The organism is Marinobacter alkalisoli (assembly GCF_045449795.1).
Taxonomy (GTDB): domain Bacteria; phylum Pseudomonadota; class Gammaproteobacteria; order Pseudomonadales; family Oleiphilaceae; genus Marinobacter.
The window spans coordinates 74,983-90,013 of sequence record NZ_JBJJLB010000031.1 but is presented as its reverse complement, the minus strand read 5'-3'; the positions used below and the strand labels follow the sequence as shown (position 1 = coordinate 90,013).

Sequence of the window (15,031 nt, the reverse complement as noted above, 5' to 3'; positions counted from 1 at the left end):
GCCTGAGAGAAGCGCACATGGATGTGCTCGTAGCGGTTCCCGGAAAGACACCCCGCCAGCCCCGGACGCCCCCAAATCTTGAGGGAAAAAAAGCCATGACCATGCTCCAAAGCAAAATAAATCCAAGGTCCGATGAATTCCAGGCCAACCAGGAATCCATGGCCCAGGCCGTGGCCGACCTGCGGGATAAAGTGTCCACCATCCAGCAAGGCGGCGGCCCCACCTACCAGGAGCGACACCTGGCACGTGGCAAACTGCTGCCCCGTGAGCGCATCAACCAACTGCTGGATGACGGCTCCCCCTTCCTGGAAATCGGCCAGTTCGCCGCCTACAACGTCTACGGCGAAGAAGTTCCCGCCGCTGGCGTCATTGCCGGCATCGGCCGCGTCTCCGGCACCGAATGCATGATCATCGCCAACGACGCGACAGTGAAAGGCGGCAGCTACTACCCGCTGTCCGTAAAAAAACACCTGCGCGCCCAGGAAATCGCCCTGCAGAACCGCCTGCCCTGCATCTACCTCGTAGACTCCGGCGGCGCCAACCTGCCACGACAGGACGAAGTCTTCCCGGACCGCGACCACTTCGGCCGCATCTTCTACAACCAGGCCCGCATGTCCGCCGACGACATCCCGCAGATTGCTGTCGTCATGGGCCTGTGCACCGCCGGCGGCGCCTACGTGCCTGCCATGGCCGACGAATCCATCATCGTCCGCAACCAGGGCACCATCTTCCTGGCCGGCCCGCCGCTGGTAAAAGCCGCCACCGGTGAAGTCGTCAGCGCCGAAGACCTGGGCGGTGCCGACGTACACTGCAAAATCTCCGGCGTGGCCGACCACTACGCCGAAAACGACGCCCACGCCCTGGAAATCGCCCGCCGCTGCGTCTCCAACCTCAACCGCCGCAAACCGGCGGACGTGGAAATCCGCAAGCCCAAGGCACCGGTTTACGACCCCGAAGAAATCTACGGCATCGTCGGCACCGACCTGCGCAAACAGTTCGACGTACGGGACGTCATCGCCCGCATCGTCGACGGCTCCGAGTTTGACGAATTCAAACGCTACTACGGCCAGACCCTGGTCACCGGCTTTGCCCACATCCACGGCTACCCCGTGGGCATCATCGCCAACAACGGCATCCTGTTCAGCGAAGCAGCCCAGAAAGGCGCCCACTTCATCGAACTGTGCTGCCAGCGCAACATCCCGCTGTTGTTCCTGCAGAATATCACCGGGTTCATGGTGGGCCAGAAATACGAAGCCGAAGGCATCGCCAAGCACGGCGCCAAAATGGTCATGGCCGTGGCCTGCGCCAACGTGCCCAAGATCACCGTACTGATCGGCGGCAGCTTCGGCGCTGGCAACTACGGCATGTGCGGCCGCGCCTACAGCCCGGACTTCCTGTGGATGTGGCCCAACGCCCGCATCTCCGTGATGGGCGGCGAACAGGCCGCCGGCGTACTGGCCCAGGTCCGTCGCGAAGGCATGGAGCGTAAAGGCCAGGAATGGAGCGCCGAGGAAGAGGCCGAGTTCAAGCAGCCGGTCATCGACAAGTACGAGGAACAGGGCCACCCCTATTACGCCAGCGCGCGGCTGTGGGACGACGGTGTCATCGACCCCGCCCAGACCCGCGAGGTCGTGGCCCTCAGCCTGTCGGCCACCCTGAACCGCCCGGCCAAGCCAACACGCTTCGGCGTGTTCCGCATGTAACGGAGGACAGCGCCATGACCGATCAGGAATCAGCAGTAATGCTCAACCAACGCGCCAAGGGTGTCACCGAAGTGGTGCTCAACCGCCCGGACAAACGTAACGCGTTCGACGACGTCATCATCCAGCAACTGATCAACGCGCTGGAAAAAGTGAATGCCGACGACGACACCAACATCGTCATCCTGCGCTCCGAAGGCAAGCATTTCTCCGCCGGCGCGGACCTGGGCTGGATGCGCCGCATGGCGGACAACACCCGCCAGGAAAACCTGGACGACTCACGAGAGCTCGCGCGGCTGATGGACACCCTGAACCACCTCGGCAAGCCGGTGATCGGCCTGGTGCAGGGTGCGGCTTTCGGCGGTGCCGTGGGCCTGGCCGCCTGCTGCGATATCGTTCTCGCCACGGAGAAAGCCAGTTTCTGCCTGAGCGAAGTAAAACTCGGCCTGATTCCCGCCGTGATCAGCCCCTACGTGGTAAGGGCCATTGGCGAACGCCAGGCCAGGCGCTATTTCATCTCCGCTGAGATATTCACTGCCCAACAAGCCGAACACTTCGGCCTGGTGCACGAAGTGTGTGACGACGTAGCCGCCATGGAGCGCCGCTGCGACGAACTGTTGCTACAGCTCGCCCTCAACGGCCCGGAAGCCATGCAGGCGGCCAAGGATCTGGTGTTCGCCGTCAGCCACAAGCAGATCGGCAACGACGTCATTGAAGACACCGCACAACGCATCGCGGATATCCGGGTGGGTGCCGAAGGCCAGGAAGGACTCAGCGCCTTCCTGAACAAACGCAAGGCCAACTGGGCTCCGGAGGACTAACAACAATGTTCAGCAAGATACTTATAGCCAACCGGGGCGAAATCGCCTGCCGGATCATCCAGACCGCCCACCGCATGGGCATTCGTGTTGTCGCCGTGTATTCCGACGCCGACGCCGACGCGCGGCATGTGGCCATGGCCGACGAAGCCTTCAACATTGGCCCTGCCCCCAGCTCCGAAAGCTACCTGCGATCCGACAAAATCATCGAGATTGCGAAGGAAAGCGGTGCCCAGGCCATTCACCCGGGTTACGGCTTCCTGTCTGAAAACACCCAGTTTGCCGAAGCCTGCGAAGCCAACGACATTGTGTTTATCGGCCCGCCCTCCTCGGCCATCGCGGCCATGGGCTCCAAGTCCGCCGCCAAGGCGATCATGGAAAAGGCCGGTGTACCGCTGGTTCCGGGTTACCATGGCGACGACCAGTCACCGGAAACCCTGCGCGCCGAAGGTGAAAAGTGCGGATTCCCGCTGCTGCTTAAAGCCGTCGCCGGTGGTGGCGGCAAAGGCATGCGCGTCGTTGAACGCCTGGAAGACTTTGACGATGCCCTGGCCGCAGCCAAGCGGGAATCCAAGAACGCCTTCGGCAACCCGGACATGCTGATCGAGCGCTACCTGACCCAGCCACGCCACGTGGAAATCCAGGTGTTCTGTGATCAGGATGGCCACGGCGTGTACCTGGCCGAGCGGGACTGCTCCGTGCAGCGCCGCCACCAGAAAGTGCTGGAAGAAGCGCCCGCCCCGGGCCTGTCGGAAGAGACCCGCAAGGCCATGGGCGAAGCGGCGGTGAAAGCCGCCCAGGCCATCAACTACGTCGGCGCCGGCACCGTGGAATTTCTCTACGACGTGGACGGCTCCTTCTTCTTCATGGAAATGAACACCCGCCTGCAGGTGGAGCACCCGGTCACCGAAATGGTCACCGGCCAGGATCTGGTGGAATGGCAATTGAAGGTCGCCTGGGGCGAGCCCCTGCCGCTGGAACAGGCCCAGGTGAAAACCCGGGGCCACGCCCTGGAAGCCCGCATCTACGCCGAAGACCCGGATCAGGACTTCCTGCCCGCCACCGGCACCCTGCGTTACCTGAGCACGCCGGATGAAAGCGTCCATGTGCGGGTGGACACCGGCGTCACCGAAGGCGACGAAATCAGCATCCACTACGATCCGATGATCGCCAAACTGATCGTCTGGGATGAAACGAGGGATCAGGCAATCAACCGCATGGTTCAGGCCCTGGAGCACTACCGCATTGCCGGCGTGAAGACCAACATCCGCTTCCTCCACGCACTGGCCGATGCCCAGCCGTTCCGGGAAGCGGACCTGACCACCGGGTTTATCGACGACCATCGGGAGCTACTGTTCCCGAAATCCAAACTGGATACCCACAAGGCTCTGGTACTGGCTGCCGGCTTCGTGCTGGAACAGCGTAAGTCCCGGGAAGTGGTCAGCACCGATCCGTGGTCGCCGTTTGGCCGCCAGAACAGCTGGCGCATGAACTCCGAATACGCCCAGCCGCTGAAACTGCAGGTGGGCGAAGACATCCACGAACTCAAGGTGCTGGAACGGGACGACCGCTATCAGGTCCACGTCGGCGGCAGCGTTTACAACCTTACCGCCCGGCTGGACGACGACTACCTGCAGGCGGTGATCAACGGCCATCGCATCAGCATTCATGGCAACCTGCACAACGACAAACTGGTGTTGTTCTACGAAGGCGACACCTTCCAGTGCACCCTTTACCGGGAAACCTACGGCCTCGAGGAAATGGCCGGTGAAGGCAGTCTGTCAGCGCCGATGAACGGCGCAGTGGTCGCCATCCAGGCCAAGGTGGGTGACAAGGTCACCGCCGGCCAGACCCTGGTGATCATGGAAGCCATGAAAATGGAGCACGCCATCAAGGCTCCCGCCGACGGCGTCGTGACCGACATTTTCTTCGCTGAAGGGGATCAGGTGTCCGAAGGCGCGGACCTGATCGCCATCGAAACCAGTGACGAGGAGGTGGCGTAACATGGCCTTTCCGACACAGGTACGACTGGTGGAAATGAGCCCCCGGGACGGCCTGCAGAACGAACCCGGCCCGGTGATCAAAACCCGCATCAAAACCGGGCTGATCGACCGGCTGGCCGACTGCGGCCTGAACCATATTGAATCCGCCAGCTTTGTGTCTCCGAAATGGGTGCCGCAAATGGGCGATGCCGCCGAAGTCATGGCCGGCATCAACCGCAAACCGGGCGTTCGTTACTCCGTACTCACCCCCAACCTCAAGGGCTTCGAAAATGCCCTGGCGGCGGGGGTGGACGAAGTGGCCGTATTCGGCGCCGCGTCTGAATCCTTCAGCCAGAAAAACATCAACTGCTCCATCGCCGAAAGCCTCGACCGCTTCCTGCCGGTCATGGAAGCCGCCAATAAAGCCGGCATTCCGGTACGGGGCTACGTCTCCACTGTGCTCGGCTGCCCCTACGAGGGCGACATCGCCCCCGAACAGGTGGCCAAAGTCGCCAAAGCCCTGGCCGACATGGGCTGCTACGAAATCTCCCTGGGCGACACCATTGGCGTGGGCACACCCCAGAAGGCCAAACGCATGCTTGAAGCCGTCGCCGCCCAGGTGCCGATTGAAAAGCTGGCCGCCCACTTCCACGACACCTACGGCCAGGCTCTGGCGAATCTTTACGCCGTTCTGGAAGAAGGCGTAGCCGTCATCGACGCCTCCGTCGCCGGCCTCGGCGGTTGCCCCTACGCCAAAGGCGCCTCCGGCAACGTCGCCACCGAGGACGTGCTATACCTTCTGAACGGTCTTGGCATCGAAACCGGCGTAGACCTGGACAAACTGGTCGCCACCGGCGACTGGGTATGCCGCCAGATTAAGCGCCATAACGGTTCCAAAGTCGGTCAGGCCCTTGGAGGGAATTGCGCATGAACCAGAACAAAAACGTGGTCGCCCTGGATTTGCCGATCCCCGAGATCCGCGACATGCCGGAAGACACCCAGAAGTACTTCCAGATCTGCCAGGAAAAACTCGGCATGATCCCGAATGTGCTGACCGCCTACAGCCAGAACCTGAAACAGCTCGAAGGCTTCACCCGCCTGTACAACGAACTGATGCTGGGCGAAGGCGAACTGAGCAAGCTGGAGCGGGAAATGGTGGCCGTGGTGGTCTCCTCCGAGAACAAGTGCTACTACTGCCTGGTGGCCCACGGCGCCGCCGTGCGGGTACTGAGCGGCGACCCCCAACTGGGCGAACACATGGTGATGAACTACCGCAGCGCCAGACTCGACAAGCGCCAGCGGGCAATGCTGGATTTTGCATCCCACCTCACCCGTTCACCGGCCACCGTCACCGAAGAGCACATCCAGGCCCTGCGGGATGCCGGCCTCAGCGATAGCGCCATCTGGGATCTGAGCAACCTGATCGGCTTCTACAACATGTCCAATCGCGTGGCCATCGCCAGCGATATGCAACCTAATCCCGAGTATCACAGCCAGAGTCGCTAGCAGATAGACACTGCTCGCCCTCGACTACAACAACAATGGAGGCAGAGATATGAGCAACACTCTCCCAAGTTATACCAGCGGCACCTCAGAGACGCCGCTACTGGGCATGACCATCGGCGAAATGCTCGACCGCACCGCCGACAAGTACCCCGATACCGAAGCCCTGGTCGCCCTGCACCAGGACATCCGCTGGACCTACAAAGAGTTTGTTGAAAAGGTTAACGAAGCCGCCCGCGCCTTCATGGCCATCGGCGTCAAGCGTGGCGACCGCGTTGGCATCTGGTCCCCCAACCGTTACGAGTGGACCGTGACCCAGTTCGCCACCGCCAAAGTCGGCGCCATCCTGGTCAACATCAACCCGGCCTATGGCGTACACGAACTGGACTATGCCCTGAACCTGGCCGGCATCTCCGTGCTGGTGACGGCGGACAGCTTCAAGGCGTCCGATTACCGCAAAATGGTCTACGACCTGGCGCCGGAACTGAAGGCCAGCACCCCGGGCCAACTCAAGGCCCAACAGGTACCCGAGTTGCGCGCCGTGGTCAACCTGGACAAAGACAAACACGACGGCATGTGGACCTGGGACGAGTTCGTGGGCTTTGCCGGCGACGTCAGCCAGGAAGAACTGGACAAGGTACAGGCCCAGCTGCAGTTCGATGACCCCATCAACATCCAGTTCACCTCCGGCACCACCGGTAACCCCAAGGGCGCCACCCTCACCCACCACAACATCCTCAATAACGGATACTTTGTGGCGGAAAGCCAGCGCTTCACCGAGAAAGACCGCCTGGTCATCCCCGTGCCCCTGTACCACTGCTTCGGCATGGTCATGGGCAACCTGGGCTGCATTACCCACGGCTCCACCATGATCTACCCGGGTGAAGGCTTCGAGCCCAAATCCGTGCTGCAGGCCGTCCACCAGGAAAAAGCCACCGCCCTGTACGGCGTGCCCACCATGTTCATCGCCGAACTGGCCGAGCCGGAGTTTGAAAGCTACGACCTCTCCACCCTGCGCACCGGCATCATGGCCGGCTCCATCTGCCCGGCGGAGGTGATGAAAAAGGTCAACGGCAAGATGCACATGAAGGAAGTGCAGATTGCCTACGGCATGACCGAAACCAGCCCGGTGTCCACCCAGACCAGCGCCCTCGACCCGTTCGAGAAACAGGTCACCACCGTGGGCCGCACCCAGCCGCACCTGGAAACCAAGATCGTCGACCCGGGCACCGGCAACGTGGTGCCCCGTGGTGAGATCGGCGAACTGTGCACCCGCGGCTACAGTGTGATGCTGAAATACTGGAACAACGAAGAAAAAACCCGCGAAGCCATCGACGACGCCGGCTGGATGCACACCGGCGACCTGGCCACCATGGACGAAGACGGCTACATCCAGATCGTCGGCCGCATCAAGGACATGGTCATCCGCGGCGGGGAAAACATCTACCCGAAAGAAATCGAAGAATTCCTTTACTCCCACCCCGCCATCGAGGAAGTGCAGGTCACCGGCATCCCCGATGACAAGTACGGCGAAGAACTCATCGCCTGGGTGAAACTGAACCCGGATGCACACCCGGTGACTGGCGACGAACTGCGGGAGTTCTGCAAGGGCAAAATCGCCCACTTCAAGATCCCCAGGAACTACAAATTTGTGGATGAATTCCCGATGACCGTCACCGGGAAGATCCAGAAGTTCAAGATGCGGGAGATTTCTATTGAGGAGATGGGGTTGAAGAAGTAACCGATTCCCCTGCTCCGTTCCTACCCACAGACCCCGGCTATTTGTCGGGGTTTGTTCTTTCTGGTCCAGCCTTATACGCCTCCTGAAGCCCCATAATCATGAAGCGTGCTTCGTTATTGCGTGGTGATATTACGAGAATGCTGGCTACCAGCTTTGCAGGGCTCTGATTTTTAGGCTATTTTGGTGGTTAGGTTACAAACGAAGGTGGAATAACGGAGCTGTCAGATTTTGTTGGTGGCGTGACCGCTTTTTAATTGCTGTTGTGTGTAAATAGGTGTCAAACATTAAAAGTACATCCAAAATACTTTCTTACTGCATGCTTTTAGGTGTTAGCTCCGCATATGGATTTATGGGCATGACAGCAGAAATGGGGCTGGCTATCCTTGCTGGATCTATTGGCTTAGCTTTTACGAATATCGACAAAATTGCGAGATTCAAAGGTGCGGGCTTTGAGGCCGAAATGTGTGAAAAAGTTGTGCACAAACCGACAGGAGTAGTACATAAAGGGACTAAAGGTGGTGTAACAGGTTGTGGAGTTGACACAACAAACCACCCTGAACATTGGGCCTCATCGTCAGAAGAGATTACGTGTACCAGCCATGGTTGCAAGAACAATGCATAACAAGTCATTTCAGTTCGTTACGGCCCTCAAGGGCCTCCCCCGGACGGCTTTCAGCCGTCGCTGAATATTGAAGTTATGTGTATTTATACAGGCTGTATGCTTGAACAGTCTTTGGTCAGGGTGTAGGCTGGTTTTGTGTCCAAAATTCGTACACCAATTGGTCAGGGTAATCCTGGAATACTCGCACCCTTGAGGAGGGTTCAAGATGGCTGTCAAGCACACACCATCAGGTGAAGTTCACAGCGGTAACAAAGGCGGTAAAACTGGTTGCGGTTTCGATACCCGTGACAAACCCAGCCACTGGGTTTCATCGCATGAAAGGATCACCTGCGGCAAAAAAGGCTGCAAACACTGATTCTTACATGGTTTGCTTCCGTTGCATTGGCCTAAGATCAAGTTAAACGAGGGCAAACCACGTAACCAGTGCATTAAATTCGTTCCGGCCCAATGGTCCTCCACCGAACGGATTTTTCTCCGCTTCGCTGCGTAAAAGCCGCCGTTTTTGCAGACGTTAGCAATCCAAGCACTCCGAACCAAATATGAGGTAGAAAATATTGATTTCTATAGCAATGTTTAACAATAAAGGTGGAGTAGGAAAAACCACACTAACTTGCAACCTTGCTGCATTTTCCGCTTCGGTAATGAAGCAAAGGGTTCTAGTTGTGGATTGCGATCCCCAATGTAATGCCAGTCAATTGATTATGGGGGAAGAGTTTGCAACAGACTTCTACTGGAACTCGGATCACCAAACGTCAACTACAACGATTCGAGATATTCTGAGGCCAATAGAAGATGGGGACTCTGAGATATCAAAGGAAATATGCCCAATACTCAGTTCAAAAAACAGATTCGGAGTAGACCTTTTGCCAGGGCACCCTGGATTCTCTATTGTCGAAGATAGATTGGGTGCTGCATGGCATGACCTTCTAGGAGGTGATATTGGAGGGATTCGAAAGAACAATTGGAATACCGAATTCTGCACCCATGTTGAAGATCAATACGACATAATATTTTTCGATCTAGGGCCTAGCTTGGGATCTATAAACAGAAGTGTTTTAATTGGCTGCGACTATTTTGTTACGCCAATGGGTGCCGACATTTTTAGTATTTTGGGCGTTAGAAACATTGCAAACTGGGTCGAGCACTGGGCAGGCCTTTATGAAAACAGCATAGACTTGTCGCAACAAAGAAATCCAGGTCGACTAGCTACTTACAACATTAAGGAAAGGCCCAGTGTTCTGAATGGGTACCTCGGGTACACCATGCAACAGTACATAACTAAGTCGAAGCAAGGTGTTCGGAGGCCAACTAAAGCATACGAGCAAATTATTAATTCAGTCCCAGATATTATTGAAGAATCTATGGGGCCGTTCTTTGGTGAAAACACCTCCACGGAATCAGCGAAATTGGGTGATATTCCGCACCTTTATAGTTTGATTCCGCTAGCACAGTCAGTTGCAACGCCAATTCTCGATTTAAAGTCCAGCGATGGTCTAGTCGGAGCACAATACAAACAAAGGGAAGACTACGAAAATATCATTAACACAATTGCGAAAAATCTTTATGCGAATCTTGGAGAGTCAGCATAATGGAGTGGCCGATTTCTCTTATCGAAGAACTGGCGTCACGACGCTGTATTGTTTTTTTAGGTGCAGGGGCTTCTGCTGGATGTTTATCCGCAGTGGACGGAAATAGACCGCCTACATGGGGTGGATTTCTTGAAAACTTGAAAAATAGGATACCCGCTCCTGATAGGACAGAAACTATCAATTCGCTGATAGAAAGAGAAAAATATTTGGATGCGGCGGAAGTAATACTCAACAAGCTGCCGGCTGCGGATTTTACTCGTGCCATTAGGGAGCTGTTTGTCCAGCCTAGATATGAAAAATCTAGTATTCATGAGTCGACGTTGAAAATTGATCCAAAGGTTGTGGTTACTACCAACTATGATGATGTTTACGATGCATACTGTAGAACAGGTATCGCTCAAGACGGGTACAATGTTTGTAAGTACTACGAACAACACTTAGCTACAGATTTAAGGTCTCCTGTAAGGATTATCGTTAAGGCGCACGGGTGTGTAAATGATATTTCAAGGATTGTTCTTAGTCGATCTCAATATTTTAGAGCCAAGCAAGAAAATCATGAATTCTATGCAATCCTTAACTCCCTTTTTATGACCAATACATTGCTGTTTCTCGGCTATAGCATGTCTGATCCGGATATTCAGCTAGTATTAGAAAACTCAAATATTTTTTCAAAGAGCACTCATCCTCATTATGCGTTAGTTGGTGATGACATCATTCCAGACATAGAGGAGTCGATGAGAAAAGCATATAATATCGAGTTTTTGAAATATCCTGCCGGTCAATACAATGAAGCAAACAGGTGCGTACAAGATCTGGCTGAGCAAGTTGAAGCAATGCGGGCTTCCCGTCTAACATAAATGCTAACAAGGCGTTGAGGCTATAGGAAAAGGTCGAAGGTCCATCCCGAGCTGAAAACGATCAATAAATGAGCTAAAAATAGGGCCTATTCTTAAATTCTGGAGCACTCACGATCAAAAACGCTTTCAGATTTTACGTAGGAGCGCGATCAGACAAAGGGGCGGGACTTTTTCTACAGCCTCGTTACAGGCTGGGTTCCAGATGGCAAATAGATTCCAAGGAATTTCTAATATTGAGTGGGTGTTAAGTGATACTTGAAAAAATTAAAATTGAAACGTTCAAAAAAATCAATTTTATCGAAATTGGCACCGCCTCACTAAATATTCTGGTGGGATCAAATGGGTCAGGAAAATCATCTGTTCTTCAGGCAACTCACCTCGCCGCTTGCCTGTTGCGCCAGGCAGATCGTATCAGGGCTGGAAGTACGTCAACAGTTGCAGTGATGGATTTGGACTATCTCCCAACAGACGATTATATGCGGCTTGGTCATGGTGAGAACTGGGGTAACAAAACAAATACACCTAGCTCAAAAATTACGTTTACCTTTCGTGATGAAAACAATACAGCTTTCGAAGCAGTTTGTGAAGCTAGGGCAGCAAGGAATGCTGGTATTTCCGTTACTGGCCAGCTCCCAGAGGAAGTTAGAGGACAATTCCGAGGTCAGGATACATACTTTAGTGGTTTTATTCCCGGTATATCAGGATTACCAAACAGCGAGACTAAACAATCTAAAAGAGTAGTGTTAAAAGCATGCTCTTTTGGAGATTCAAATGTGTATTTGAGAAACGCTTTGAATCTATTAAGCGAAGATGATTTACGTCAACTAGAAGCTTGGCTTGGCAGATTGATGGGCGAGGTCCAAATCCGATTAAAGTTTCGGGAAGATAGAGATCTAGTTATAAAAGCAGAAGTTGCCGTTGACGGGGTATCACATCCGATAGAACTCCTGGGAACAGGCTATCTTCAGTTAATACAGATATTTTGTTATGTTCTTCTTTTTCAGCCTAAAATATTGCTTATAGATGAACCAGATATTCATTTGCACCCTAACGTACAAGAGAAGCTAGCTTCTTCACTTTCCGAAATAGCAGCTGAAAGAGAGTTGTCGGTTGTATTAAGTACCCATTCGCCTTTCATTTTGCGTGGAGCCCCATTGAGTGCAAACGTATATTGGCTGGAGAATGGTGCGTTAGCAAATGATAACCGCGAGGCTGCTGAGATTGCTTTAGGCTGGGGGGCTTTTGGAAAGAAAGTTATTATTGTCTCTGAAGATAAGAATATAGCGTTGCTGAAGAAAATCGTTTCTCAATGGCCCGAGCTGGATAAATTTGTGACGTATCACCCCGGCCAAGGCTATAAAAATCTCATGAAGAAAGAGCAAGCGATTGAGCTTTATGAGGCTCTTGGCAGACAATACAAAATTCTTGTTCATCGAGATAGGGATTCATTAACTGATAATGAAGTTGAGCGCCTAGTTAACGATTATGAAAGTGATGGAATAAAACTTTGGTTTCCTGAGCAATCCGATATCGAAGCGTATTTTTGTTCCGCTGATTTTATTGCAGACTTAACGGGAAATGAGCTTGCAATAAGCCAAGCTTATATTGACGAGGTGATTGATCGACATGGCGTGCCCGCGAGAGATCAATTTAACAGCCAGCGGCAGGCCCATAATCAAGAATTGTACGCACAAGGGGGTAGCCCCCAAAATGATGAAGTGTGGCTACAATTTCAAGTTAAACCACTGCAGGGTTACAAAGGGAAGTACGTCTTCAATCAGCTTAAAAACGTTATCCCGGGTAATGTATTTTCAGAAACCAGCATAGTTAGTAGCGATTTTCGAGTTGATTTGGCCAATGATCTAAGAGACGAAATTGAACAATTAATCGCCATCAATTAAAGGGTAAGCCTGCAACAAGTGGAGGCACGGCGACGCTCTTTTCATTGCGCCTTCGGCTCCATTACAAGGGCGCGCATGCTGCAAGCGTAGGACTGACAGGAGCTTACAGAAAGGAATCGCTGTTGATGATTGTTCCTCTATTCCTTGATACGACTGATTGCCAACATTTCTCGAGTGATTCTCGCATAGCCATCGAAGAGGTATGTGCCGCTGCTGATCTAGAGATACGATCCCACCTTGGAGGGTTACCTCAAGATATTGAACTGGCGTGTCAAGCGGGTGAGTTCGTAATCCCAGAAACGGGTGAGATGGGCACTGCAATCGCTCCAAAGCGCGTGGGCTGGACGGTCAATTCGAAGGTGCCGGGAGGGGTGGCTGCCATCGCCTGCGCACAGTTGCGTTTCACTTTATTCCATGAGCTACATCATTTGGTAAGAGGGTGGGTCATGTATGGCGGGCCGGAGCCAACCTCCTTTATGGAAGGCGTTGTCAGTGAGGGGCTTGCAACCGTTTTTGAGCGAGATTTCGGGGGCCGTGAGACGCCTTGGGGAAAATACCCTGAAGATATAGAGGAATGGATTGCTGAGTTGCTAGAGCTGCCAGTTTCGGCGCCTTACAACCAATGGATGTTCCAGCACCCGGATGGGCGGAGTTGGATTGGGTATCGTGCGGGGACGTACATTGCAGACCAAGCTATCTTGGCGTCCGGGCTATCTGCCGCCGACTTAGCTCTTGTCCCAAGTGACGAGATATTGCGGATGTCTGGTATCCGGTAGCATTTTGGTAGGAGAGTCCAACAATGCCATGTACGCGACAAGCGCGTGATGGCGGACGTTCTAAATCATGGTGATCTTGCTGACTCTCCCCCTCAGCAAGTGCTGTACTCTATAGGGGATCTACAGAGGAGAATAATATGTCTACTACTGGAGAAAGACCTGGGAGGGGCACATACACCTGCAACAACTGCGGTGAAACAGTTACGCTCGATGATAGTTCTGATGCTTTGCCACCATGTCCACGGTGCCACGAAACGGAGTACACCCCTTAATACCATGGTAAAGCTGCCAGATTGCCTGGCAGCTTTGTTGGTTCATCATCCGGGGAAGTTTAGGTATGAAAGATGAGAAAACGTGGGAGATCACGGGTAATCCCCCATTTCTAACGAAGTTCAAAAGTAGACCACAAGCCACCATGGCCAATTTCATTTGAGGGGTAATTCCCCCTCATACCCCACTCTCAATCGCCACACTAGACCGCATCACGGCCTTATCCCGCCCCGGTGGCGCGCCAAACAGTTTGCGGTAATCGCGGCTGAACTGGGACGGGCTTTCATAGCCGACCTGGTAGCCAACACTCGCCACTTCCTGATCGCTTAACAACAGCCGCCGGGCTTCCTGCAGGCGCACCAGCTTCTGGAATTGTACGGGCGTTAACCGGGTGATGCTCTTGAAATGCCGGTGAAAGGTCGCCAGGCTCATACTCGCCATCGCCGCCAGCTCAGCCACCCGGAAGGGCTGTTGGTAGTTTGCCTGCATCCATGCCGTCACCCGGCCAATGCGGGCGGTGTCGCTGTCCTTCAGGCCGATCTGCTGCAGGGCCGGCCCCAGCGGCGAACGCAATACACGCCAACAGATTTCCCGGCGGACAAGCGGCTCCAGTACTTCACGGTCCTCCGGTTGATCGAGCAACCGCAGCAGGCGGATGACAGGATCGTACAGCTCATCCGGCATCCCGGCCGTGACCAACGCCGGCTGTTTTGGGCCCCGATACGCCATTTCCGGATGGGTCACCAGCAGCTCGGAAATCATCGCCGGATCAATCGACAGACTCAACGCCAGATACGGCTTATCGGGGGCGGCCTGCACGATCCGGGAGTTCACCGGCACATTGACGGACGCCAGCAGGCACTCGCTCTGTCGATAATGAAACGCCGACTCTCCAACCGCCGTCACCTTGGCCCCCTGCAATACGATGCAGAACGAGGTCTGGTATAGGGCCCGGATGGTGCCGCTGGGTTCCAGGGCGCGGGTCAGGCGCAAACCGTCGATCGCGCTCTCCGGGCCATGGGTCAGCCATTGCTGCTCGACAAGATCACGGAGCCGGCTCAGGGATGGGTTGTCCGGTTGCATTGGAATGACGTTGGGCTGGACGGTCATGGTGGTCTCCTGTTCTGGTGGAATCATAGACTGTCCGGCGCCGCACTTCAGCAGGGGCATCCCCGGGCTGATATCAGGTTGAGAGGATTGTGCAATCCTCTGAGAGTTTCCGCCAGCCCGATTGGCCATGCGTCACCTAGTATGAACCCACGACCCTGCCCT

Annotated in this window: 13 protein-coding genes; 12 read left to right on the top strand and 1 reads right to left on the bottom strand. The window is 54.6% G+C overall.

Features of this window, described 5'->3' with window-relative positions:
* Nucleotides 1-95 precede the first annotated feature (95 nt).
* The 12 genes from ACJO3M_RS15135 to ACJO3M_RS15080 all read left to right on the top strand — a co-directional run bounded on the left by ACJO3M_RS15135 (nt 96) and on the right by ACJO3M_RS15080 (nt 13,761).
* Nucleotides 96-1,703: a carboxyl transferase domain-containing protein gene (locus ACJO3M_RS15135; RefSeq protein ID WP_406988032.1), complete on the top strand. Its 1,608-nt coding sequence runs from the start codon at nt 96-98 to the stop codon at nt 1,701-1,703.
* A 14-nt stretch (nt 1,704-1,717) separates the two neighbouring features.
* Nucleotides 1,718-2,521, top strand: coding sequence for an enoyl-CoA hydratase-related protein (locus ACJO3M_RS15130; protein WP_407002222.1), 804 nt, complete (start codon nt 1,718-1,720; stop codon nt 2,519-2,521).
* 5 nt (nt 2,522-2,526) lie between these two features.
* Nucleotides 2,527-4,521, top strand: a complete 1,995-nt coding sequence (locus tag ACJO3M_RS15125) for an acetyl/propionyl/methylcrotonyl-CoA carboxylase subunit alpha (RefSeq protein WP_407002221.1) — start codon at nt 2,527-2,529, stop codon at nt 4,519-4,521.
* A 1-nt stretch (nt 4,522) separates the two neighbouring features.
* A complete protein-coding gene (locus ACJO3M_RS15120; protein ID WP_407002220.1) occupies nt 4,523-5,431 on the top strand; it encodes a hydroxymethylglutaryl-CoA lyase in 909 nt (302 codons plus the stop codon).
* A complete protein-coding gene (locus tag ACJO3M_RS15115) occupies nt 5,428-6,006 on the top strand; it encodes a peroxidase-related enzyme (RefSeq protein ID WP_407002219.1) in 579 nt (192 codons plus the stop codon). The genes ACJO3M_RS15120 and ACJO3M_RS15115 overlap by 4 nt, the downstream gene beginning before the upstream one ends.
* Nucleotides 6,007-6,055: 49 nt before the next feature.
* Nucleotides 6,056-7,744 carry an AMP-binding protein gene (locus ACJO3M_RS15110; protein ID WP_407002218.1) on the top strand — a complete coding sequence of 563 codons (1,689 nt, stop codon included), beginning with the start codon at nt 6,056-6,058 and terminating at the stop codon, nt 7,742-7,744.
* A gap of 355 nt (nt 7,745-8,099) precedes the next feature.
* On the top strand, nt 8,100-8,366 hold the full coding sequence (locus tag ACJO3M_RS15105; protein ID WP_407002217.1) for a hypothetical protein: 267 nt from the start codon (nt 8,100-8,102) through the stop codon (nt 8,364-8,366).
* 554 nt (nt 8,367-8,920) lie between these two features.
* Nucleotides 8,921-9,955: a ParA family protein gene (locus ACJO3M_RS15100; protein ID WP_407002216.1), complete on the top strand. Its 1,035-nt coding sequence runs from the start codon at nt 8,921-8,923 to the stop codon at nt 9,953-9,955.
* Nucleotides 9,955-10,812: an SIR2 family NAD-dependent protein deacylase gene (locus ACJO3M_RS15095; RefSeq protein WP_407002215.1), complete on the top strand. Its 858-nt coding sequence runs from the start codon at nt 9,955-9,957 to the stop codon at nt 10,810-10,812. Before ACJO3M_RS15100 ends, ACJO3M_RS15095 begins: the two co-directional genes overlap by 1 nt.
* Before the next feature lie 248 nt (nt 10,813-11,060).
* Nucleotides 11,061-12,713 (top strand): ATP-dependent nuclease, encoded by a 1,653-nt coding sequence (locus ACJO3M_RS15090; protein ID WP_407002214.1) that lies wholly within the window; start codon nt 11,061-11,063, stop codon nt 12,711-12,713.
* A 125-nt stretch (nt 12,714-12,838) separates the two neighbouring features.
* Nucleotides 12,839-13,489 carry a DUF2268 domain-containing putative Zn-dependent protease gene (locus ACJO3M_RS15085; protein WP_407002213.1) on the top strand — a complete coding sequence of 217 codons (651 nt, stop codon included), beginning with the start codon at nt 12,839-12,841 and terminating at the stop codon, nt 13,487-13,489.
* A gap of 137 nt (nt 13,490-13,626) precedes the next feature.
* Nucleotides 13,627-13,761 carry a zinc ribbon-containing protein gene (locus ACJO3M_RS15080; protein ID WP_407002212.1) on the top strand — a complete coding sequence of 45 codons (135 nt, stop codon included), beginning with the start codon at nt 13,627-13,629 and terminating at the stop codon, nt 13,759-13,761.
* 175 nt (nt 13,762-13,936) lie between these two features.
* Here ACJO3M_RS15080 and ACJO3M_RS15075 read toward each other — a convergent pair whose 3' ends face one another.
* A complete protein-coding gene (locus tag ACJO3M_RS15075; protein ID WP_407002211.1) occupies nt 13,937-14,896 on the bottom strand; it encodes an AraC family transcriptional regulator in 960 nt (319 codons plus the stop codon).
* Nucleotides 14,897-15,031 lie beyond the last annotated feature (135 nt).

Coding starts and splice junctions, on each gene's coding strand:
- ACJO3M_RS15110 (WP_407002218.1), top strand. CDS start 6,056: ATGAGCAACACTCTCCCAAGTTATACCAGCGGCACCTCAGAGACGCCG.
- ACJO3M_RS15075 (WP_407002211.1), bottom strand. CDS start 14,896: ATGATTCCACCAGAACAGGAGACCACCATGACCGTCCAGCCCAACGTC.
- ACJO3M_RS15080 (WP_407002212.1), top strand. CDS start 13,627: ATGTCTACTACTGGAGAAAGACCTGGGAGGGGCACATACACCTGCAAC.
- ACJO3M_RS15130 (WP_407002222.1), top strand. CDS start 1,718: ATGACCGATCAGGAATCAGCAGTAATGCTCAACCAACGCGCCAAGGGT.
- ACJO3M_RS15095 (WP_407002215.1), top strand. CDS start 9,955: ATGGAGTGGCCGATTTCTCTTATCGAAGAACTGGCGTCACGACGCTGT.
- ACJO3M_RS15135 (WP_406988032.1), top strand. CDS start 96: ATGACCATGCTCCAAAGCAAAATAAATCCAAGGTCCGATGAATTCCAG.
- ACJO3M_RS15115 (WP_407002219.1), top strand. CDS start 5,428: ATGAACCAGAACAAAAACGTGGTCGCCCTGGATTTGCCGATCCCCGAG.
- ACJO3M_RS15085 (WP_407002213.1), top strand. CDS start 12,839: ATGATTGTTCCTCTATTCCTTGATACGACTGATTGCCAACATTTCTCG.
- ACJO3M_RS15105 (WP_407002217.1), top strand. CDS start 8,100: ATGACAGCAGAAATGGGGCTGGCTATCCTTGCTGGATCTATTGGCTTA.
- ACJO3M_RS15125 (WP_407002221.1), top strand. CDS start 2,527: ATGTTCAGCAAGATACTTATAGCCAACCGGGGCGAAATCGCCTGCCGG.
- ACJO3M_RS15120 (WP_407002220.1), top strand. CDS start 4,523: ATGGCCTTTCCGACACAGGTACGACTGGTGGAAATGAGCCCCCGGGAC.